This is a genomic window from Enterobacter sp. 200527-13 (assembly GCF_027924865.1).
In the GTDB taxonomy this organism is placed as follows: domain Bacteria; phylum Pseudomonadota; class Gammaproteobacteria; order Enterobacterales; family Enterobacteriaceae; genus Enterobacter; species Enterobacter ludwigii.
This window is the reverse complement of sequence record NZ_BSCM01000004.1, coordinates 224,210-243,923: the sequence shown is the minus strand read 5'-3', so window position 1 is coordinate 243,923 and position 19,714 is coordinate 224,210. Positions and strand designations below refer to the sequence as shown.

Below are 19,714 nucleotides of genomic sequence, written 5' to 3'. Positions count from 1 at the left end.
ATATGTTAAGTCGTATCGCAGAGGAACGCCTGCCCGCTATCCCCGTGCCCGTTGATTCGCGCGTATTCCGCGATGAACTGAGTTCAGCGCGCGACCATGTCCTCGCGCTGATTAGCCGCCATTTAACGGCGTTTGGTGAGCAGTTCCCGGCGGAAACCTGCCAGCAGGGTTTTTATCCGCTGACCGACAACGTGGAGTGGACCACCAGCTTCTGGACCGGGCAGCTGTGGCTGGCGTGGGAGATGAGCGGCGAAGCGAAATTCCGCGCGATGGCGGAAAAACATGTGCGCTCGTTTGGCCTGCGTATCGCCGGGCGCCACGACACTAACACCCACGATCTGGGATTTTTGTATACGCTCTCCTGCGTGGCGGCCTGGCGACTGACCGGTAACCGTGAGGCGCGTGGCTTCTCGCTGCTGGCGGCGGAGGCGCTGCTGGAGCGCTTCCACGAGAAGGCAAAGATTATTCAGGCGTGGGGCGATCTGGCTGACCCGGAACAGGCCGGGCGGATGATTATCGACTGCAATATGAACCTGCCGCTGCTCTACTGGGCGAGCGAACAGACGGGCGATCCGCGCTTTGCCGATGCCGCCAAAGCACACGTGATGCAGGCAGCGAGGTACCTTATCCGTGAAGATGCCTCAACGTTCCACACCTACTATATGGATGTGCACACCGGCGCGCCGCGCTACGGCAATACTCAGCAAGGCTATGCCGATGACTCCTGCTGGTCGCGCGGGCAGGCGTGGGGAATTTACGGCTTCCTGTTGAGCTACATCTATACCGGTGATGCGACGATGATTGCCCTGTCGAAACGGCTGGCGAACTACTTCCTCAACCGTCTGCCGGAAGATTACGTCTGCCACTGGGACCTGGCGCTGGTCGGCACGGATGCGCTACGCGACGCGTCCTCGGCGGCGATTGCGGTATGTGGCCTGCTGGAGCTGGTGAAGCATCTGCCGGTGACCGACCCGGATCGCGAGCGGTATTCTGAATGGGCAAAAGGAATGATGTCGTCACTGACGAAACACTACCTGATGGGCAAAGATGAGAAGGGCACTGGGCTGCTGAAGCACTCCGTTTATCATCTGGCAAGCAATAAAGGCGTGGACGAGTGCGCGAGCTGGGGGGACTACTTCTACGTGGAGGCGTTGGTCAGGTTTACCCAAAGCTGGAAGTTGTACTGGTAATATGCCTCCCTGACCCTCTCCCGGAAGGGGGAGGGCAGGAATCAGGAACAGGGTAAACTTACACCCCTTGCTCCAGAATGCGGATATGCGTTTCCAGCACATCGCCCTTCACCGCGTCGCTCCACGCTTTCATGTGCGCGGTCTGCAGGTGGGCTTCAAGATGGGCCACGGTTTCCCACTGCTCAATCATAATGATCGAGTCTGGGGCAGTAGCCTGGAAGCTGGCGGTGGTGGTGGCGTCGACCATCGGCGCGTAACCGTGGCAGCCTTCTTCCTTCAGTACAGTGGGGATAATTTTCACGAACTCATCCAGCACCGCCTGGCGGTGATGTTGGCCTGGACGAGTACGGATTTCAGCAATAACAGTAAGCATGGTTAACTCCTTCTAATTCCAGGTTACCAGTTAAGCAAAAATTTCCGCGAGATGCTTGCGATATTCTGCGATATAGCGCGGGACGTCAGGCATTTTGATGACGTCGTTCACGATAAAGGTTGGCAGCGGCGTCATTCCGAGGAACTGGTTAGCTTTGTGGAACGGCAGATATGCGCCGTCAACGCCCACCCCTTCGAAGAACTGATCTTTCTCGGTGAACGCTTCCAGCGGTGCGTTCCAGGTCAGGGACAGCATATATTTTTTGCCCTGAATCAGGCCGCCAGAACCGTATTTTTTGGATGCGTCGGAGCGGGTGCGACCGTCGCTGGCGTACAGTGCGCCATGGCCTTCGGTGAAGACATCATCCATGTATTTTTTCACGGTCCAGGGGGCGCCCATCCACCAGCCAGGCATCTGCCAGATAATCACGTCAGCCCACAAGAAGTTCTGCACTTCCGCGTTGACATCGTAATCGCTGTCCGCGCGCACGATCTTAACATCATGCCCGGCGTCGCGCAGAAAACCGTCCGCGACCTCGGTCAGGGTGTCATTCAACTGGCCTTTAGAGTGCGCAAATTCTTTTGCACCGTTGATAATCAGAATGTTGCTCATGAGGTGTCCTCGAAGATGAAAGTATGGCGAGGATTCTACGCGCGCGAGCGATGCGGTTAAATGAGCAAAATGTGCAAAGTCTTTTGCATTAAACGCAATAATCCCTTACCAGCTGACCTTCACTTCGAAGCCGCCTTCTGCCGCATTGCCCAGCGCGACGCGCATACCATGCAGGGTGGCAATGCGCCTGACGATCGATAACCCCAGGCCGCTACCCGTTGCATCCTGTCCCGGTGGCCGATAAAAACGCTCACCAATACGCGCCAGCGCATCGGTGGAAACGCCGGGGCCGGTGTCACGCACGGTAAAACGCCGGGTGTCCAGCGTGACGTCCACCACGCTGCCATGCGGGCTATAACGCACGGCGTTGTCCAGCAGGTTACGCACCAGCAGGCTCAGCAGCAGCGGCTGGCCCTGACGTGTGATCTGTGGAGCATGAATGTTCAGGCGAATATCAATCCCGGCCTGCTGTGCCGGATGCCAGATATCCAGCACTGCCGACTGCAGGAGATCGGCCATCACGATCGGTTCGATATCGTCGAGGTTATCCAGCGAGTCCAGACGCGACAGCGTAAGGAGCTGATCCACCAGCCGGGATGCGCGATCGATACCCGCATGCAGCTGCGCCAGCGCTTTTTGCTGCGCCTGCGGATCGTCCTGATACAGTTGCGCCACGTCGGTTTGCACCTTCAGGGCCGCGAGAGGGCTGCGTAGCTCGTGCGCGGCATCTGAGGTAAAACGACGCTCGCGGGTCATCATCTCCTGGGTTCGCGTGAACAGATGGTTCAGCGAGTCGAGCAGCGGGCGCACCTCAGTGGGAACCCCCTGAGTCGGGAGCGCGTCGGTGGCATCCGGTGAGCGGGAGCGCAGGGTCTGCGCCAGTTTTTTTAACGGTTTCAGTTCCCGGCTCAGCAGAACGATCAGCAACAGCAGCATCAGGGGCAGCGCCACCAGCCACGGGGTCAACTGGGAGCTGACCACATCTACCGCCATCTCCTGGCGATACTCCCACTCCTGGCCGACCACCACGCGGTACTTCCCGTCGGGTGAGGTGAGCCATAAAAAACGCCACTCGTCGTTGTCGCCCTGTAGCCGTCCATTATCAAACCCGTCACGGCGATAGTGGTACGGAATGTCCCGCCCGTTTTCGCCGTCATTTAACATCATCTTGCCGTCGGTGGCGTAGATGGCGAAGGCCAGCGCGTCGTCATCCAGACGACCGTGCTTCGCTTTTTTGGGGATCTCACGCATCCGTTCGGGGGCCCGGATCTCATCCAGATCCATGGTCAACAGCCGTTTGGCAAATAGCATCTGCTGCGTATCGAACAGCTTATCCAGCGTGTGGGTGGTCTGCTGCCAGGCGACCAGGCTTGCGGCAAACCACGCCGTCAGCGACAGCACTAAAAAGAGGAGCGTCAGGCGCAGCTTCAGGCTCAGGCGTTGGGTCAGTTTCATGCGTCACCCAGGGTATAGCCGATACCGTGCACGGTGCGGATAAATTCGCTGCCCAGTTTACGACGAAGATGGTGAACGTGGACTTCAACGGCGTTGCTGGAGACGTCGTCGTCCCAGGTGTAGAGCTTTTCCTCGATCAGCTTGCGCGGCAGCACGCGGCCCGCGTTACGCATCAGCAGCTCCAGCAGGGCGAACTCTTTCGGCTTGAGCGTCAGCGTTTCGCCGTCCAGCGTGGCCACGAGACTAGTGGGATCGAGCGTGACCTTTCCGTGGTGCAACTCGCTGCGGGTCTGGCCGTGGCTTCGGCGCACCAGCGCCTCAAGGCGGGCAGCCACTTCGATCAGTGCAAAGGGCTTGCACAGGTAATCATCCGCCCCCAGACGCAGCCCTTCGACACGCTGGTTTAACGCATCCCGCGCCGTCAGAATCAATACCGGCTCGCGGCGTCCGCTTTCGCGCCAGGCGCGCAGAATATCCAGTCCGTCGATTTCCGGCAGCGTCAGATCCAGCACTACGGCATCATACGGTGCAGAATGAAGCGCGGTCTGGCCGGTTTTTCCGTCGGTGAACCAGTCCACGCTAAAGCCCATTTTGCTTAACCCCGCCTTGATGCCATCGCCGATCAACTTGTCGTCTTCAACCAGTAAAATGCGCATGTTCCCTCCTTGATAACGTCAGTAAACCCTCTGCATCAGCCTGCTGTACAGTAATAATAAATAAATTTTTCCCTTAAGAAGTTGTTAAGGTTTACCCTGTTAAATGGACTGCGAAACCACATTAAAGGGAGAGTTAATATGAAAAAATTCGCTGCGATTGCCGCCATCATGATGATGACCACTGCCCCTGTTTTTGCTGCACAGGGCGGATTTAACGGCCCCTCTGCCGCACAAACCCAGGCCCAGACGCAGGCGGGCGGTTTTGTCGATAATGACGCGAACCTCACCACCGCGGTGAAAGTGAAGGACATGAAGGACGACAGCTGGGTGAAGCTGCGCGGGAACATCACTCAGCGACTGTCTGATGACCGCTACACCTTCCGCGATGAGACCGGTACGGTTAACGTGGAGATTGACCACAAGCGCTGGAACGGCGTGACCGTAACCCCGCAGGATAAGGTGGAAATCCAGGGTAAAGTCGATAAAGAGTGGAACGATTTTGAAATCGACGTGAAGCAGGTTATCAAACTGAACAAATAACCCCGAAAGGGCCGCGGATGCGGCCCTTTTTCTTTGTGACTCAACACGCCAGATAAGGTAGTATCTGCGGCAATATTGCCTGAAACCTTTCGGTTTCTGAGTTGAGGAATCACACATAATGAGCGATATGGCAGAGCGCCTCGCGCTACATGAATTCACGGAAAACGCCTACCTGAACTACTCCATGTACGTCATCATGGACAGGGCGTTGCCGTTTATCGGGGATGGCCTGAAGCCCGTTCAGCGCCGCATCGTCTATGCGATGTCCGAGCTGGGGCTGAATGCGACCGCCAAGTTCAAAAAATCCGCCCGTACCGTCGGTGACGTACTGGGTAAATACCATCCGCACGGCGACAGCGCCTGTTATGAAGCGATGGTGCTGATGGCACAGCCGTTCTCTTACCGTTATCCGCTGGTGGATGGTCAGGGGAACTGGGGGGCGCCGGACGATCCGAAATCCTTCGCAGCGATGCGTTATACCGAATCCCGTCTCTCCCGCTATGCTGAAGTGCTGCTGGGCGAGCTGGGTCAGGGAACCGTGGACTGGGTGCCAAACTTCGACGGTACGATGCAGGAGCCGAAAATGCTGCCTGCGCGTCTGCCGAACATCCTGCTGAACGGCACTACCGGTATCGCGGTGGGTATGGCGACGGACATTCCGCCGCACAACCTGCGTGAAGTGGCGAAAGCCGCCATCACCCTGATTGAACAGCCGAAAACCACGCTGGACGATCTGCTGGATATCGTGCAGGGGCCGGACTACCCGACCGAGGCCGAAATCATCACCTCGCGCGCGGAAATCCGCAAAATCTACCAGAACGGCCGCGGCTCCGTGCGCATGCGTGCGGTGTGGACCAAAGAGGACGGCGCAGTGGTCATCACCGCGCTGCCGCACCAGGTCTCCGGCGCGAAAGTGCTGGAACAGATTGCCTCCCAGATGCGCAATAAAAAGCTGCCGATGGTGGATGACCTGCGCGACGAATCCGACCACGAGAACCCGACGCGTCTGGTGATCGTGCCGCGTTCCAACCGCGTGGACATGGAGCAGGTGATGAACCACCTGTTTGCCACCACCGATCTGGAAAAAAGCTACCGCATCAACCTGAACATGATCGGCCTCGACGGTCGTCCGGCAGTGAAAAACCTGCTGGAGATCCTGAGCGAATGGCTGACGTTCCGCCGCGATACCGTTCGCCGCCGTCTGAACTATCGACTGGAAAAAGTGCTTAAACGCCTGCACATCCTTGAAGGTTTGCTGGTGGCGTTCCTCAATATCGACGAAGTTATTGAGATTATCCGTTCCGAGGACGAGCCGAAGCCGGCGCTGATGTCGCGCTTTGGCATCAGTGAAACCCAGGCCGAAGCGATCCTTGAACTGAAACTGCGTCATCTCGCCAAACTCGAAGAGATGAAGATCCGCGGTGAGCAGAACGAACTGGAAAAAGAGCGCGATCAGCTGCAGGCGATCCTCGCGTCCGAACGCAAGATGAACAACCTGCTTAAGAAAGAGCTGCAGGCTGACGCCGATGCATTCGGTGACGACCGTCGTTCTCCGCTGCATGAGCGCGAAGAAGCGAAGGCGATGAATGAGCACGACATGCAGCCATCAGAGCCGGTCACCATTGTGCTGTCTCAGAGCGGCTGGGTGCGCAGTGCTAAAGGTCACGATATCGACGCGCCAGGGTTGAGCTACAAGGCGGGCGATAGCTTTAAAGCCGCCGTGAAAGGTAAGAGCAACCAGCCGGTCGCCTTTATCGACTCGACGGGGCGCAGCTACGCCATCGACCCGATCACGCTGCCTTCTGCCCGCGGACAGGGCGAACCGCTTACCGGTAAGCTGACGCTGCCGCCGGGTGCGACGGTTGACCATATGCTGATGGAAGCCGATGACCAGAAACTGCTGCTGGCGTCTGACGCGGGGTACGGCTTTATCTGTACCTTTAACGATCTTGTTTCCCGCAACCGTGCCGGTAAGGCGCTGATCAGCCTGCCTGACAACGCGCATGTGATGCCGCCGCTGGTGGTGGAAAACGACAGCGATATGCTGCTGGCGATCACTGCCGCCGGGCGTATGCTGATGTTCCCGGTCAGCGACCTGCCGGAATTGTCAAAAGGCAAGGGCAACAAGATCATCAGCATCCCGTCAGCGGAAGCGGCGAAAGGGGTAGATGGTCTGGCGCACCTCTTTATTCTGCCGCCGCAGAGCACGCTGACCATTCATGTCGGCAAACGTAAAATCAAGCTTCGTCCGGAAGAGTTGCAGAAAGTGGTGGGCGAGCGCGGTCGACGCGGCTCGCTGATGCGCGGCCTGCAGCGTATTGACCGCGTGGAGATTGACTCTCCTGCGCGCAGTACCGCGGGCGACAGCGAAGAGTAACGCCGTTATCTCCCCCTCTGTTCCGGAGGGGGAATTTCAATAAAATTTCCCGTAAAATCGTTGTTAATTCGTGCGTTGCGATTAACAATACGCGCTCGTAATAAAGTCCTTACCTGGCCACAGGTGAAGTATAATTGTCAGCTGTCAGGGCTTCAGAGGTCGCTATGCTATTCATTGTTCGTTTAATTCTTACCATTATTTACTGCATTCTGGTCTGTATTTTCGGCTCTATTTATTGCCTGTTCAGTCCGCGCAATCCGAAACATGTCGCCACCTTTGGCCATATGTTCGGCCGCCTTGCGCCGCTGTTTGGCCTGAAGGTTGAAAAACGCCTGCCGGAAGGGGCTGAGAACTTCGGTAACGCCATCTTTATCGCTAACCATCAGAACAACTACGATATGGTGACGGCCTCCAACATTGTTCTGCCACCGACCGTGACCGTGGGCAAAAAGAGCCTGCTGTGGATCCCTTTTTTCGGCCAGCTGTACTGGCTGACCGGTAACCTGCTGATTGACCGTAACAACCGCGCGAAAGCGCACAGCACTATTGCTGAAGTGGTTAATCACTTCAAAAAGCGCAGGATCTCAATCTGGATGTTCCCGGAAGGGACGCGCAGCCGTGGTCGTGGCCTGCTGCCGTTCAAAACCGGTGCGTTTCATGCTGCAATTGCGGCAGGTGTTCCAATTATTCCTGTGTGTGTTTCCAATACTTCTAATAAGATTAATCTTAACCGCCTGAATAACGGGCTGGTGATTGTCGAAATGCTGCCGCCGGTGGATACCAGTAAATACGGTAAAGATCAGGTTCGCGAGCTGGCAGCACACTGCCGTGAACTGATGGCTCAGCATATTGCGCTGCTCGACAAAGAAGTCGCAGAGAGAGAAGCCGCCGGTAAGAAGTAAGCCGGCGTTAAAAGGGAAAACGAATTCCCGCGTTGTTAGTCGTTTCAGATGGAGCTTATATGTCATTCAGTCGGCGTCAGTTTATTCAGGCTTCCGGGATCGCCCTTTGTGCGGGTGCGCTGCCGCTGACAGCCAACGCCGCCGGGCAGCAACAGCCGCTGCCCATTCCGCCGTTAATAGAATCCCGTCGCGGGCAGCCGCTTTTCCTGACGCTACAGCGCAGCCACTGGTCCTTTACCCAGGGCACGCGTGCGCCGGTGTGGGGCATTAACGGGCGTTACCTTGGGCCGACCATACGCGTGTGGAATGGCGATGACGTTAAGCTGATCTACAGTAACCGTACGACAGAAAATGTCGCCATGACCATCAGTGGTTTACAGGTGCCTGGCCCGCTGCTTGGCGGCGCGGCGCGCATGATGTCGCCTAACGCTGACTGGGCGCCCGTTCTGCCGATTCGTCAGAGCGCGGCGACGCTCTGGTATCATGCCAATACCCCTAACCGCACGGCCCAGCAGGTGTATAACGGCCTGGCCGGCATGTGGCTGGTGGAAGATGAAATCAGTAAATCCCTGCCAATCCCGAACCACTATGGCGTGGATGATTTTCCGGTCATTATTCAGGACAAACGGCTGGATAATTTCGGCACGCCGGAATACAGCGAGCCGGGCAGCGGTGGCTTCGTTGGCGATACGCTGCTGGTTAACGGCGCGCAAAGTCCGTATGTCGAAGTGTCGCGCGGGTGGGTACGTCTGCGTCTGCTGAACGCCTCTAACTCGCGCCGCTACCAGCTACAAATGAGCGATGGCCGCGCGCTACACGTCATCTCCGGCGACCAGGGCTTTTTACCGGCCCCGGTTTCCGTGAAGCAGCTGGCGCTGTCGCCAGGCGAACGCCGCGAAATCCTTATTGATATGACCAACGGTGATGAGGTGTCGATCACCTGTGGCGAAGCGGCCAGCATTGTGGACCGCATTCGCGGTTTCTTTGAGCCGTCGAGTATCCTGGTCTCCACCCTGGTGCTGACCCTGCGTCCTACCGGCCTGCTGCCGCTGGTGACCGACAGCCTGCCGATGCGCCTGCTACCGCAGGAGATCATGAGCGGTTCGCCGGTGCGCAGCCGCGATATCAGCCTGGGCGACGACCCGGGGATCAACGGCACGCTGTGGGACGTTAACCGTATCGATATTACCGCGCAGCAGGGTACCTGGGAGCGCTGGACGGTTCGCTCGGACATGCCGCAGTCGTTCCATATCGAAGGGGTGAGTTTCCTGATCCGCAACGTCAATGGCGCGATGCCGTTCCCTGAAGACAGGGGCTGGAAGGATACCGTCTGGGTGGATGGGCAGGTCGAACTGCTGGTCTACTACGGACAGCCTTCGTGGCCGCACTTCCCGTTCCTGTTCCACAGCCAGACGCTGGAGATGATGGACAGGGGATCCGTCGGCCAGATGCTGGTCAACCCGGCACCCTAAACCACGATACGATTCCCGGTTCGCCGGGAATGTTTATGCCCGCCAGAAAAAGCGTGAGCACAGGATCAGCACCGGATAAATTTCCAGACGCCCCATAATCATCGCCGCACACATCAACAGCTTGGCCTCGTCTTTTAACGTCCCGAAGGTTGATGCCGTTTCGCCGAACCCCAGCCCCATATTGTTAATGCAGGCCGCAACGGTGGCAAATGACGTGAACAGATCGTATCCCAGCAGGTTCAGCGCCCAGACGAAAAAGCCCGTTATCATCACGTAGAGAAAAAAGAAGCTCCACACCGAGCGCAGAACGCGTTCATTCACGACGCTTTTGCCGACCTTAATACTCAGCAGCGCGCGCGGATGCGCGAGTTGATTCATCTCCTGAATACACTGCTTAAACATGATGAGAAAACGCAGCGCTTTGATCCCGCCGCAGGTAGAGCCGACGCAGCCGCCAAAAAAGCTGGCGCTCAGCAGCAGGAAAATGGTGTGGGGAGGCCAGTGAGCGTAATCGGCCGTCGAAAGACCGTTGTCGGTCATCATGGAACTGGCCAGAAAGAAGGCATGTACCAGGCTGTCGGTACCGTTGTACATCCCCGCGTGCCACACCTGCCAGGCGGGGATGGCGATAATGACGGTGGCGGCACCGAGAAAGAATTTCACCTCCGGGCTGCGCCGAATCGGTTTCAGCGTGCGGCGCGCGATGACGACATACCAGAGGGTAAAGTTAAACGCGGAAAGCAGTGAAAAAGCCCCGGCGACAAGCTCAATCGCGTGGCTGTCGTAAAACCCGATGCTCTCACTTCGGGTTGAAAACCCACCCAATGAGACGGTGGAAAGCCCGTGACAGACGGCGTCAAAAAAGGGCATGCCCGCCAGCCAGTACGCCAGCGTGCAGACCAGTCCCAGCGCCAGATAGGTTACCCACAGCGTACGCGCGGTATCGGCGAGTCGGGGCGTCAGGCGCTCCTCCTTGAACGGCCCAGGCATTTCCGACTGATACAGCTTCATGCCACCGATACCGAGCAGCGGCAGGACCGCGACGGCCAGTACGATGACCCCTAATCCGCCAATGAAATTGAGCTGAGCGCGGTAATAAAGGTACGACTTCGGCAGGGCACTGACGTCCCCAATCACCGTCGCCCCGGTGGTGGTGATCCCTGAGACCCCTTCAAAGAGCGCATCGGAAAAGGAGAGTTGCAGACCGTCATCCATCCATAACGGCATGGCGCTAATCAATGAAAACAGCAGCCAGAACAGAACGATAATCACGAAACCGTCACGGGTGCGCAGCTGTATACCGGAATGACGTGTTGCCCGCCAGGTGAGTCCACCAAGAGTGAAAAAGGTCAAAAAGGTGGTTAAAAAAGCAAAGTAGGTTCGCTCTTTATTCAGCAGGGCGATAACCATCGGCGGCAGCATGGACAGGCTGTACAGAAGAACCAGAAAACCGCAGAGGTGAAGCACAACCCGCAGCTGGGACACATGTAACGAATCGTTGAACTTCACAAAGAAACTCCGTGCCAGAATGCATCCCGGTAACTGATTACCGCAAGATAGAGTGGATATTATGATCCAAAATTAACAGTGCGCTGTATTTTAACGGCTTCCAGGATTTTCTGTTTACTTCTTGCATCCTTTTCTTCAAATCCGGCGGACTAACAGCGTATAATCCCGCTCCTTTTGTCTATTTTTTCTTCGGAAGCACTATGAGCGCAATTTCCCTGATCCAGCCGGATCGTGACCTCTTCTCCTGGCCCCAGTACTGGGCGGCCTGCTTTGGACCGGCGCCGTTCCTGCCGATGTCCCGGGAAGAGATGGACCAACTGGGCTGGGACAGCTGCGATATCATTCTGGTGACGGGCGATGCCTATGTCGACCACCCGAGCTTTGGCATGGCTATCTGTGGCCGTATGCTTGAGGCGCAGGGCTTCCGTGTGGGGATCATCGCCCAGCCTGACTGGAACAGCAAAGACGACTTTATGCGTCTGGGGAAACCCAACCTGTTCTTCGGCGTGACCGCAGGCAACATGGACTCGATGATCAACCGCTATACCGCCGACCGTAAGCTGCGTCATGACGATGCCTACACGCCGGATAACGTCGCGGGTAAACGTCCTGACCGCGCGACGCTGGTCTACACCCAACGCTGCAAAGAAGCCTGGAAAGACGTGCCGGTTATCCTGGGCGGCATCGAGGCGAGTCTGCGCCGTACCGCGCACTACGACTACTGGTCAGACACCGTGCGCCGTTCGGTGCTGGTGGATTCCAAAGCCGATATGCTGATTTACGGTAACGGTGAACGTCCGCTGGTGGAAGTGGCGCACCGTCTCTCACAGGGTGAGCCGGTGAGCAGCATCCGCGACGTGCGCAACACCGCGATCATGGTGAAAGAGGCGCTGCCGGGCTGGAGCGGGGTGGATTCCCGTATCATAGATATGCCGGGTAAAATCGACCCGATCCCGCACCCGTACGGCGACGATCTGCCGTGTGCGGATAACAAACCGGTAGAGCCAAAGAAAGCTGAAACGAAAGCTATTGTTGTTCAGCCGCCGCGCCCGAAACCGTGGGAAAAAACCTACGTGCTGCTGCCTTCCTTTGAGAAGGTCAAAGCCGATAAAGTGCTCTACGCGCATGCGTCCCGTATTTTGCACCACGAAACCAACCCGGGCTGCGCGCGTGCGCTGATGCAAAAGCACGGCGAGCGCTTTATCTGGATCAACCCGCCGGCCATCCCGCTTTCCACCGAAGAGATGGACAGCGTCTTCGCGCTGCCGTACAAACGCGTGCCGCATCCGGCATACGGCGAGAGCCGAATCCCGGCGTATGAGATGATCCGTTTCTCAATAAACATCATGCGCGGCTGCTTCGGCGGCTGCTCCTTCTGCTCCATTACCGAGCACGAAGGGCGCATTATTCAGAGTCGCTCCGAAGATTCGATCATCAATGAGATCGAAGCCATTCGCGATACCGTGCCTGGCTTCACCGGGGTGATCTCCGATCTGGGCGGCCCGACTGCGAACATGTACATGCTGCGCTGTAAATCACCGCGCGCGGAACAGACCTGCCGTCGTCTGTCGTGCGTGTACCCGGATATCTGTCAGCACATGGATACCAACCATGAACCGACGATCAACCTTTATCGTCGTGCACGTGACCTGAAAGGGATCAAGAAGATCCTGATCGCCTCTGGGGTACGTTACGATATCGCCGTGGAAGATCCGCGCTACATCAAAGAGCTGGCGACGCATCACGTGGGTGGCTACCTGAAAATTGCCCCTGAGCATACCGAAGAAGGCCCGCTGTCCAAGATGATGAAGCCGGGTATGGGCAGCTACGATCGCTTTAAAGAGCTGTTTGACACCTACTCGAAGCAGGCGGGTAAAGAGCAGTATCTGATCCCATACTTCATCTCCGCGCACCCCGGCACGCGCGATGAGGACATGGTGAACCTGGCGCTGTGGCTGAAACAGCGTCGCTTCCGTCTGGATCAGGTGCAGAACTTCTATCCATCACCGCTCGCGAACTCAACGACCATGTATTACACCGGCAAGAACCCGCTGGGTAAAATTGGCTATAAGAGTGAAGATGTGGTGGTGCCGAAAGGGGATAAACAGCGCCGTCTGCATAAAGCACTGCTGCGCTACCACGATCCGGCTAACTGGCCGCTGATCCGTCAGGCGCTGGAAGATATGGGTAAAAAGCACCTGATCGGCTCGCGCCGCGACTGCCTGGTGCCTGCGCCTACGCTTGACGAGATGCGTGAAGCGCGCCGCCAGAACCGCCACACGCGCCCGGCATTGACCAAGCACACGCCGATTGTGCATCAGCGTTCAAACGGTAACGCCAGTGCGAAGAAACCCGTGAAACGTAAAGCGTAAAAAATAAAAACCCCGGCGAGCCGGGGTTTTTTTATTCACCCGCCAAACTGATCGGGATCCGGGCCTAAACGCTTGCCCTTGTCCAGCTTCGCAATTTCACTCAGTTCATCTTTATCCAGGCGGAAATCCCAGACGTCGAAGTTCTCAGCGATACGCGATGGCGTGACCGATTTCGGGATCACCACCAGGCCGTTGTCCAGATGCCAGCGAATAACGATTTGCGCCGGCGTCTTGCCGTATTTATCCGCGAGATCGCGAATAATTTTCTGGTCGAACACCCCTTCACCGCCCTGTGCCAGCGGGCTCCAGGACTCGGTCTGGATCTTGTGCGTGGCGTTCCAGGCGTGAAGCTGACGCTGCTGCATCAGCGGGTGCAGCTCAATCTGGTTGATAACCGGCGCGACACCCGTCTCGTCAATCAGGCGCTGCAGGTGGTGAACCTGGAAATTACACACGCCGATGCTTTTCACCAGCCCTGCCTGCTGCAGCTCAATCATCCCTTTCCAGGCGTCAACATAGTGATCGATAGCCGGGACTGGCCAGTGCATCAGATAGAGATCGACGAAATCGAGCTGGAGTTTGTCCAGACTCTCCTGCAGGGCTTCGCGGGGGCGTTTTTGATCGTCGTTCCACAGTTTGGTGGTGATGAAAAGGTCGTCGCGGGGCATGCCAGCGCTGGCCAGTGCCTTACCCACGCCGTCCTCATTTTTGTACGCGGCGGCGGTATCAATCGACCGATAGCCGACTTCCAGTGCTTTATGAATGGCGGAGACGACCTCGTCGTTACCGGCTTTCCATACACCTAGCCCCAGTTGGGGCATCACGTTGCCATCCTGCAGCTTGATTACGGTTTGGTTTGCCATTTTTCCTCCTTCAGGTGCTCATCGTCGGAGGGAACCCCCGACGATGTGATGTGCATTAAGTCTGGACGAAATGTCAAAAAACGAAAGTCGGGATGTCAAAAACGCTTAGCGTGCCGCTTCGTAGATACGACGGCTCACTTCCAGCGTAATGTCGCCGTGCTCGCCCAACTGGGTCATACCGTGTTCTTCAAGTTTCGCCAGCAGGGCAGGGATGGAGCTGCCATCCAGACCATAGCCGGACAGACGCGTTGGCACGCCCAGACCTTCAAAGAAGCTGCGGGTTGCTTCGATAGCCGCGTCGATACGCGCATCGTCAGAACCTTCGGTGATGTTCCACACGCGCTCAGCGTATTGCAGCAATTTAGCGCGTTTGGTATCACGTTTTTCGTTCCACAGTGCAGGCAGGACGACGGCCAGCGTTTGTGCGTGATCCAGACCGTGCATGGCCGTCAGTTCGTGGCCCAGCATATGGGTTGCCCAGTCCTGCGGCACGCCGGCACCGATCAGACCGTTCAGCGCCTGGGTTGCCGCCCACATCACGTTGGCGCGCACATCGTAGTTTTCCGGCTCTTTCAGCGCTGTCGGACCGTCTTCAATCAGCGTCAGCAGAATGCCTTCCGCGAAGCGATCCTGAATTTTGGCATCTACCGGGTAGGTAACGTACTGCTCAACGGTGTGCACAAACGCATCGACCACACCGTTCGCGACCTGACGTGCAGGCAGGGTGTAGGTGTAAACCGGATCGAGGATGGCGAATACAGGTTGAACGTGATCGTTCATAAAGGCCTGCTTATCACCCGTGGTTTTACGGGAGATAACGGCACCTTTGTTGGATTCAGAACCGGTCGCAGGCAGGGTCAGCACGGAACCCATTGGGATCGCGCTTTTGATATCGCTGCCGCGGGTTTCCAGAATGTGCCACGGGTCAATACCGTCCGCGTAGTGCGCCGCAGCGGCGATGAATTTGGTGCCGTCCAGAACGGAGCCGCCGCCGACTGCCAGCAGGAAGGTGACTTTTTCATCACGGGCGATCTTGACCGCGTTCATCAGTGTTTCATAAGACGGGTTAGGCTCGATACCGCCGAACTCACGCACGTCCAGACCTTCCAGCGCGCTGTAAACCTGATCCAGTACGCCGGTTTTTTTCACGCTGCCGCCACCGTAGGTGATCAGTACGCGGGCGTCAGCGGGGATCTGTGCGCGCAGGTCGGCGATAGCGCCTTTACCAAACAGAATGCGGGTTGGGGTGTGGAGATTAAAATTATTCATTGCTCGTTCCCTTATGTGGGTGAAAAACCGTGGTGGCGCTGAAGGCTACCTGATGCTGCACATTGTGGCCGTCCGGGGCTATCCTCTCAATGCACATTCCTGCCGATGTCTTGCCCATTTCTACAGAACGCTGGAGAAAACACGGTAAACTGCGCACACTGTTAACGTCGGAAACCGTAGCCGGAGTAACGTAAAATGAACCGTGAAGCGATCTGCCTTCAGCTTACTGCGCAGATTAAAATACTGATTGATAAAGAAAATGGCGTCGGTGAGATGTTGCCTGACATTCGTCTTCTGTATGGGACGCAGCCAGGGACACGCACACCGGTCATGTACCAGCCGGGCATCGTTTTTCTCTTTTCAGGCCATAAAATTGGCTATATCAATGAGCGCGTGTTCCGGTATGACACCAATGAATATCTGCTGCTCACAGTACCTTTACCCTTTGAATGTGAAACTTTCGCGACAGAAGCGGTACCGCTGGCGGGCATTCGTTTAAATGTTGATATCCTTCAGCTGCAGGAGCTGCTGATGGAGATTGGCGAGGACGCATTGTTCCGGCCGTCGATGCCCGCGAGCGGGATTAACTCCGCGACGTTATCCGAGGAGATCCTCTGCGCCATTGAGCGTCTGCTCGACGTTATGGAACGGCCGCTGGATGCACGCATCCTGGGCAAACAGATTATCCGCGAAATTCTTTACCATGTGCTGCTGGGGCCGGGCGGTGGGGCATTACTCGCGCTGGTCAGCCGCCAGACGCACTTCAGCCTGATTAGCCGCGTGCTCAAGCGTATCGAAAGCCAGTACACGGAAAACCTGAGCGTTGACCAGCTGGCGGCGGAAGCAAACATGAGCGTCTCGGCGTTTCATCATAATTTTAAGTCGGTGACCAGCACCTCGCCGCTGCAGTATCTCAAAACCTATCGGCTGCATAAGGCTCGTATGCTGATGATCCATGATGGCATGAAGGCCAGCGCGGCGGCGATGCGGGTGGGCTATGAAAGTGCGTCGCAGTTTAGCCGGGAGTTTAAGCGTTACTTCGGCGTCACGCCGGGGGAAGATGCGTCGCGCATCAGAATGATGCAGGGGACCTGAGGGGAGAGTCCAGCCGGGTAAGCGTAACGTCACCCGGCTTTTTTATATCACGCGCTGCAGTATTTCTTCTTAATCACGACCGCAATCGTCCCGAGCAGTCCCGCGACCAGCAGGAAAAGCGGGAGGATCATCAGGAAGGTCATTACCTGGTCTTCGTGGTGTTTCACAAAGGGGATCATATTCAGCGCGTAGCCAAGTGTGGTCACCACGCCTACCCACAGCAGGGCGCTCAACCAGTTGAAGAACTGGAAGCGGCGGTTTGACAGCCCGGAAATGCCTGCCATGGTCGGCAGCAGCGTGCGAACAAACGCCAGAAAACGCCCGGCCAGCAGCGCCAGCAGACCGTGGCGGTCAAACATGCAGGTCGCACGTTGATGATATTTATGCGGTAACTGCGCCAGCCAACCTTTCACGACGCGCGTATTGCCGAGCCAGCGGCCCTGCAGATAGCTCAGCCAGCAACCGAGGCTGGCAGCGGAGGTAAGTATGACCATCGTCGGCGTGAAGTCCATGACGCCTTTACCGATTAACGCCCCGGCCAGTAAAAGCAGGCTGTCACCGGGTAAAAATGAAGCTGGCAGTAATCCATTTTCCAGAAACAGGGTTGCGAACATCACGAAATAGACGATACCTACAACGTGAGGGTCCGCCAGCGCGGCAAAATCGTGTTGCCAGAGTGCCGCAATAATATCTTGAATAACAGCCATGGACTTTCCTGTGGAACAGCAGATGCAGATATAGCGCTATTGTACTCCCTAATTCGCCCGTGGGGTTTGATCGCGGGCGCAACTAATGCAGACTTTTCTGGTGGCAGTGTTCACAAAAGCGTCCAGGGAGTACATTTTCAGCATGCACTCTACACGATACGTTCAAACCCTGCCGCTAAATCCGCAATTAAATCGTCAACATCTTCTAAACCAATATGCAGTCGGATCAGCGTGCCGCTGAAATCCACTTCTCCACCGGGGCGCAGGGCCGCAATTTGCTCCGGCTGGTTAGGCAGGATCAGGGATTCAAACCCGCCCCAGGAGTAAGCCATGCTGAAAAGGGTAAAATGATCCAGGTAGTTCGCCAGTTCGTCGTTATTGAGCCGTTTTTTAAGAACAAATGAGAACAACCCGCTACTGCCCGTAAAGTCACGTTGCCAGAATTCATGGCCTTTGCTGCCCGGAAGCGCCGGATGATTAACGCGCTCGACCTGCGGCTGCCGGGCCAGCCATTCGGCCACCTTCAGACTGCTTTCATGGTGCTGACGCAGGCGCACTCCCAGCGTACGGATACCGCGGCTGGTCATGTAGGCCGTATCCGCATCCACCATCTGGCCCATCAGGTAGGCATTCTCCCGAAGTTGATCCCAGCAGCGCGCGTTGGATACGGCAGTACCGATCATGCCATCAGAGTGGCCAATCAGATATTTGGTCGCGGCCTGAATAGAGATATCAATGTCGAATTCCAGCGCCCTGAACAGCACGCCCGCCGCCCAGGTGTTGTCGATCATGATGATTGCCTCGGGGGCTTTGCTGCGCACTGCTTTCACAATAGCCGGGACGTCGTGCACTTCCATGGTGATAGAGCCTGGGGATTCCAGAAACACAATGCGCGTGTTCGGCTGGATAAGTTCAGCGATACCTTCGCCAATCAGCGGATCGAACCAGCCGGTGGTCACGCCGAGCTTGCTGAGGATTTTGGTGCAAAAATCCTGGCTTGGTTCATAAGCGGTATTGGTCATCAGGATATGGTCGCCCTGTTCCACAAACGCCAGAATGGTATTGGCAACTGCCGCCGCACCACAGGGGAACAGGGCGCAGCCCACGCCCCCTTCCAGTTCGCACATGGCTTCCTGAAGTGAAAAATGGGTTAGCGTGCCACGACGGCCATAGAACAGCCCGCCTTTGGCGCGGTTGCGCGTGGCGATTTTTTTATCCTCGACGGTATCAAATACCAGCGAGGAGGCGCGTTGAATCACGCTGTTGACCGATCCCTGAGTGTATTTTTTGCTGCGTCCTGCCTGTACCAGCGTGGTATCAAGATGCTTCTTTGTCATGTTCGCTAACCCTGTTTTTATACGTCTGGACGTCCAGACTACCACGATTGTAAAAATCTGCACCCGGGGGCTTATCGAATAAGCAGAAAATATTAGCAAAAATACGCATAAGAAATTTTTACTGCGTAAGCGCAAGGAAAGTGAACGAAAATTACGGCAGTATGTAAATACTAATGAGAACTACTATCAATTCGACGACGTTTTGATATTATTACGGTCAGATTTTGTGATTTGCGTCCTGGAGATACAGAGTGGGTAATAATTTGATGCAGACGGATCTCTCCGTCTGGGGCATGTATCATCATGCTGACATCGTGGTTAAGATTGTGATGATCGGCCTGGTTCTGGCGTCCGTGATCACCTGGGCTATCTTCTTCAGTAAGAGCGTCGAACTGCTGTCGCAGAAGCGTCGCCTCAAGCGGGAACAACAGCAACTGGCTGAAGCCCGCTCCCTGGATCAGGCCTTAGACATGACCTCATCCTTCCATGGAAAAAGCCTGACCACCCTGTTAGTCAACGAAGCACAGAACGAGCTGGAACTCTCCGCAGGCAGTGAAGATAACGAAGGCATTAAAGAACGTACCGGCTTCCGCCTGGAGCGTCGCGTTGCTGCCGTTGGCCGCCATATGGGCCGCGGTAACGGTTATCTGGCCACTATCGGGGCGATCTCACCGTTCATCGGTCTGTTCGGTACGGTCTGGGGCATCATGAACAGCTTTATCGGCATTGCGCAGACGCAGACCACCAACCTGGCGGTGGTTGCGCCAGGGATTGCCGAAGCGCTGCTGGCGACCGCAATCGGTCTGGTCGCGGCCATTCCGGCGGTCGTCATCTATAACATCTTCGCGCGTATGATTGGCAACTATAAAGCCACGCTCGGTGACGTTGCCGCGCAGGTGCTGTTGCTGCAAAGCCGCGATCTTGACCTCAATGCCAGCTCCGTTAAACCGGTGCATGCGGCGTCTAAACTGCGCGTAGGTTGATT

General features: G+C 56.5%; 17 protein-coding genes. 8 read left to right on the top strand and 9 right to left on the bottom strand.

The features are described 5' to 3' along the window. The first annotated feature begins 2 nt into the window (after positions 1-2). Positions 3-1,190 carry a glycoside hydrolase family 88 protein gene (locus QMG44_RS15925; protein WP_020883650.1) on the top strand — a complete coding sequence of 396 codons (1,188 nt, stop codon included), beginning with the start codon at positions 3-5 and terminating at the stop codon, positions 1,188-1,190. A gap of 58 nt (positions 1,191-1,248) precedes the next feature. Here the strand turns inward: QMG44_RS15925 and QMG44_RS15920 are convergent, their stop codons facing one another. From QMG44_RS15920 to qseB, 4 genes are all read right to left on the bottom strand, one after another. Then, complete coding sequence (locus QMG44_RS15920; protein ID WP_014171627.1) at positions 1,249-1,563, bottom strand: putative quinol monooxygenase; 315 nt, start codon at positions 1,561-1,563, stop codon at positions 1,249-1,251. Between the two features lie 30 nt (positions 1,564-1,593). Next, positions 1,594-2,175, bottom strand: a complete 582-nt coding sequence (locus tag QMG44_RS15915) for an NAD(P)H-dependent oxidoreductase (RefSeq protein ID WP_020883651.1) — start codon at positions 2,173-2,175, stop codon at positions 1,594-1,596. 105 nt (positions 2,176-2,280) lie between these two features. Continuing rightward, the gene (gene qseC, locus QMG44_RS15910; protein WP_086532111.1) at positions 2,281-3,630 is read right to left on the bottom strand and encodes a quorum sensing histidine kinase QseC; all 1,350 of its coding nucleotides are present in this window, start codon (positions 3,628-3,630) and stop codon (positions 2,281-2,283) included. Continuing rightward, complete coding sequence (gene qseB / locus QMG44_RS15905; protein ID WP_025203157.1) at positions 3,627-4,286, bottom strand: quorum sensing response regulator transcription factor QseB; 660 nt, start codon at positions 4,284-4,286, stop codon at positions 3,627-3,629. The genes qseC and qseB overlap by 4 nt, the downstream gene beginning before the upstream one ends. 138 nt (positions 4,287-4,424) lie before the next feature. Between qseB and QMG44_RS15900 the strand changes: the two genes are divergently transcribed. From QMG44_RS15900 to ftsP, 4 genes are all read left to right on the top strand, one after another. Beyond that, positions 4,425-4,826 carry a YgiW/YdeI family stress tolerance OB fold protein gene (locus tag QMG44_RS15900; RefSeq protein WP_020883653.1) on the top strand — a complete coding sequence of 134 codons (402 nt, stop codon included), beginning with the start codon at positions 4,425-4,427 and terminating at the stop codon, positions 4,824-4,826. Between the two features lie 118 nt (positions 4,827-4,944). Continuing rightward, positions 4,945-7,203, top strand: coding sequence for a DNA topoisomerase IV subunit A (gene parC, locus QMG44_RS15895; RefSeq protein ID WP_014171622.1), 2,259 nt, complete (start codon positions 4,945-4,947; stop codon positions 7,201-7,203). A 164-nt stretch (positions 7,204-7,367) separates the two neighbouring features. Then, positions 7,368-8,105: a 1-acylglycerol-3-phosphate O-acyltransferase gene (gene plsC / locus QMG44_RS15890; protein WP_020883654.1), complete on the top strand. Its 738-nt coding sequence runs from the start codon at positions 7,368-7,370 to the stop codon at positions 8,103-8,105. A 59-nt stretch (positions 8,106-8,164) separates the two neighbouring features. Then, a complete protein-coding gene (gene ftsP / locus QMG44_RS15885) occupies positions 8,165-9,577 on the top strand; it encodes a cell division protein FtsP (RefSeq protein ID WP_020883655.1) in 1,413 nt (470 codons plus the stop codon). 33 nt (positions 9,578-9,610) lie between these two features. Here ftsP and QMG44_RS15880 read toward each other — a convergent pair whose 3' ends face one another. Continuing rightward, positions 9,611-11,086 carry a TrkH family potassium uptake protein gene (locus tag QMG44_RS15880; RefSeq protein ID WP_086532112.1) on the bottom strand — a complete coding sequence of 492 codons (1,476 nt, stop codon included), beginning with the start codon at positions 11,084-11,086 and terminating at the stop codon, positions 9,611-9,613. A gap of 200 nt (positions 11,087-11,286) precedes the next feature. Between QMG44_RS15880 and QMG44_RS15875 the strand changes: the two genes are divergently transcribed. Then, positions 11,287-13,458 carry a YgiQ family radical SAM protein gene (locus QMG44_RS15875; protein ID WP_020883656.1) on the top strand — a complete coding sequence of 724 codons (2,172 nt, stop codon included), beginning with the start codon at positions 11,287-11,289 and terminating at the stop codon, positions 13,456-13,458. A gap of 35 nt (positions 13,459-13,493) precedes the next feature. Here the strand turns inward: QMG44_RS15875 and dkgA are convergent, their stop codons facing one another. After that, a complete protein-coding gene (dkgA, locus tag QMG44_RS15870; protein WP_020883657.1) occupies positions 13,494-14,321 on the bottom strand; it encodes a 2,5-didehydrogluconate reductase DkgA in 828 nt (275 codons plus the stop codon). Between the two features lie 105 nt (positions 14,322-14,426). Next, complete coding sequence (yqhD, locus tag QMG44_RS15865; protein WP_020883658.1) at positions 14,427-15,590, bottom strand: alcohol dehydrogenase; 1,164 nt, start codon at positions 15,588-15,590, stop codon at positions 14,427-14,429. 195 nt (positions 15,591-15,785) lie between these two features. On the opposite strand from yqhD, the gene QMG44_RS15860 reads away from it, so the two are divergent. Then, the gene (locus tag QMG44_RS15860) at positions 15,786-16,685 is read left to right on the top strand and encodes an AraC family transcriptional regulator (RefSeq protein WP_086532113.1); all 900 of its coding nucleotides are present in this window, start codon (positions 15,786-15,788) and stop codon (positions 16,683-16,685) included. A gap of 47 nt (positions 16,686-16,732) precedes the next feature. On the opposite strand, the gene yghB is transcribed toward QMG44_RS15860, so the two are convergent. After that, positions 16,733-17,392 (bottom strand): DedA family general envelope maintenance protein YghB, encoded by a 660-nt coding sequence (yghB, locus tag QMG44_RS15855; protein WP_014171613.1) that lies wholly within the window; start codon positions 17,390-17,392, stop codon positions 16,733-16,735. A gap of 149 nt (positions 17,393-17,541) precedes the next feature. After that, positions 17,542-18,729, bottom strand: coding sequence for a cystathionine beta-lyase (gene metC / locus QMG44_RS15850; RefSeq protein WP_232937743.1), 1,188 nt, complete (start codon positions 18,727-18,729; stop codon positions 17,542-17,544). Between the two features lie 251 nt (positions 18,730-18,980). Here metC and exbB point away from each other — a divergent pair, with 251 nt between their 5' ends. Continuing rightward, a complete protein-coding gene (exbB, locus tag QMG44_RS15845) occupies positions 18,981-19,712 on the top strand; it encodes a tol-pal system-associated acyl-CoA thioesterase (RefSeq protein WP_014171611.1) in 732 nt (243 codons plus the stop codon). Positions 19,713-19,714: the final 2 nt, after the last annotated feature.

What these genes read in the sequence shown, in the direction of transcription:
- QMG44_RS15925 (WP_020883650.1), top strand. Translation starts at nt 3, where the DNA reads ATGTTAAGTCGTATCGCAGAGGAACGCCTGCCCGCTATCCCCGTGCCC.
- QMG44_RS15920 (WP_014171627.1), bottom strand. Translation starts at nt 1,563, where the DNA reads ATGCTTACTGTTATTGCTGAAATCCGTACTCGTCCAGGCCAACATCAC.
- QMG44_RS15915 (WP_020883651.1), bottom strand. Translation starts at nt 2,175, where the DNA reads ATGAGCAACATTCTGATTATCAACGGTGCAAAAGAATTTGCGCACTCT.
- qseC (WP_086532111.1), bottom strand. Translation starts at nt 3,630, where the DNA reads ATGAAACTGACCCAACGCCTGAGCCTGAAGCTGCGCCTGACGCTCCTC.
- qseB (WP_025203157.1), bottom strand. Translation starts at nt 4,286, where the DNA reads ATGCGCATTTTACTGGTTGAAGACGACAAGTTGATCGGCGATGGCATC.
- QMG44_RS15900 (WP_020883653.1), top strand. Translation starts at nt 4,425, where the DNA reads ATGAAAAAATTCGCTGCGATTGCCGCCATCATGATGATGACCACTGCC.
- parC (WP_014171622.1), top strand. Translation starts at nt 4,945, where the DNA reads ATGAGCGATATGGCAGAGCGCCTCGCGCTACATGAATTCACGGAAAAC.
- plsC (WP_020883654.1), top strand. Translation starts at nt 7,368, where the DNA reads ATGCTATTCATTGTTCGTTTAATTCTTACCATTATTTACTGCATTCTG.
- ftsP (WP_020883655.1), top strand. Translation starts at nt 8,165, where the DNA reads ATGTCATTCAGTCGGCGTCAGTTTATTCAGGCTTCCGGGATCGCCCTT.
- QMG44_RS15875 (WP_020883656.1), top strand. Translation starts at nt 11,287, where the DNA reads ATGAGCGCAATTTCCCTGATCCAGCCGGATCGTGACCTCTTCTCCTGG.
- dkgA (WP_020883657.1), bottom strand. Translation starts at nt 14,321, where the DNA reads ATGGCAAACCAAACCGTAATCAAGCTGCAGGATGGCAACGTGATGCCC.
- yqhD (WP_020883658.1), bottom strand. Translation starts at nt 15,590, where the DNA reads ATGAATAATTTTAATCTCCACACCCCAACCCGCATTCTGTTTGGTAAA.
- QMG44_RS15860 (WP_086532113.1), top strand. Translation starts at nt 15,786, where the DNA reads ATGAACCGTGAAGCGATCTGCCTTCAGCTTACTGCGCAGATTAAAATA.
- yghB (WP_014171613.1), bottom strand. Translation starts at nt 17,392, where the DNA reads ATGGCTGTTATTCAAGATATTATTGCGGCACTCTGGCAACACGATTTT.
- metC (WP_232937743.1), bottom strand. Translation starts at nt 18,729, where the DNA reads ATGACAAAGAAGCATCTTGATACCACGCTGGTACAGGCAGGACGCAGC.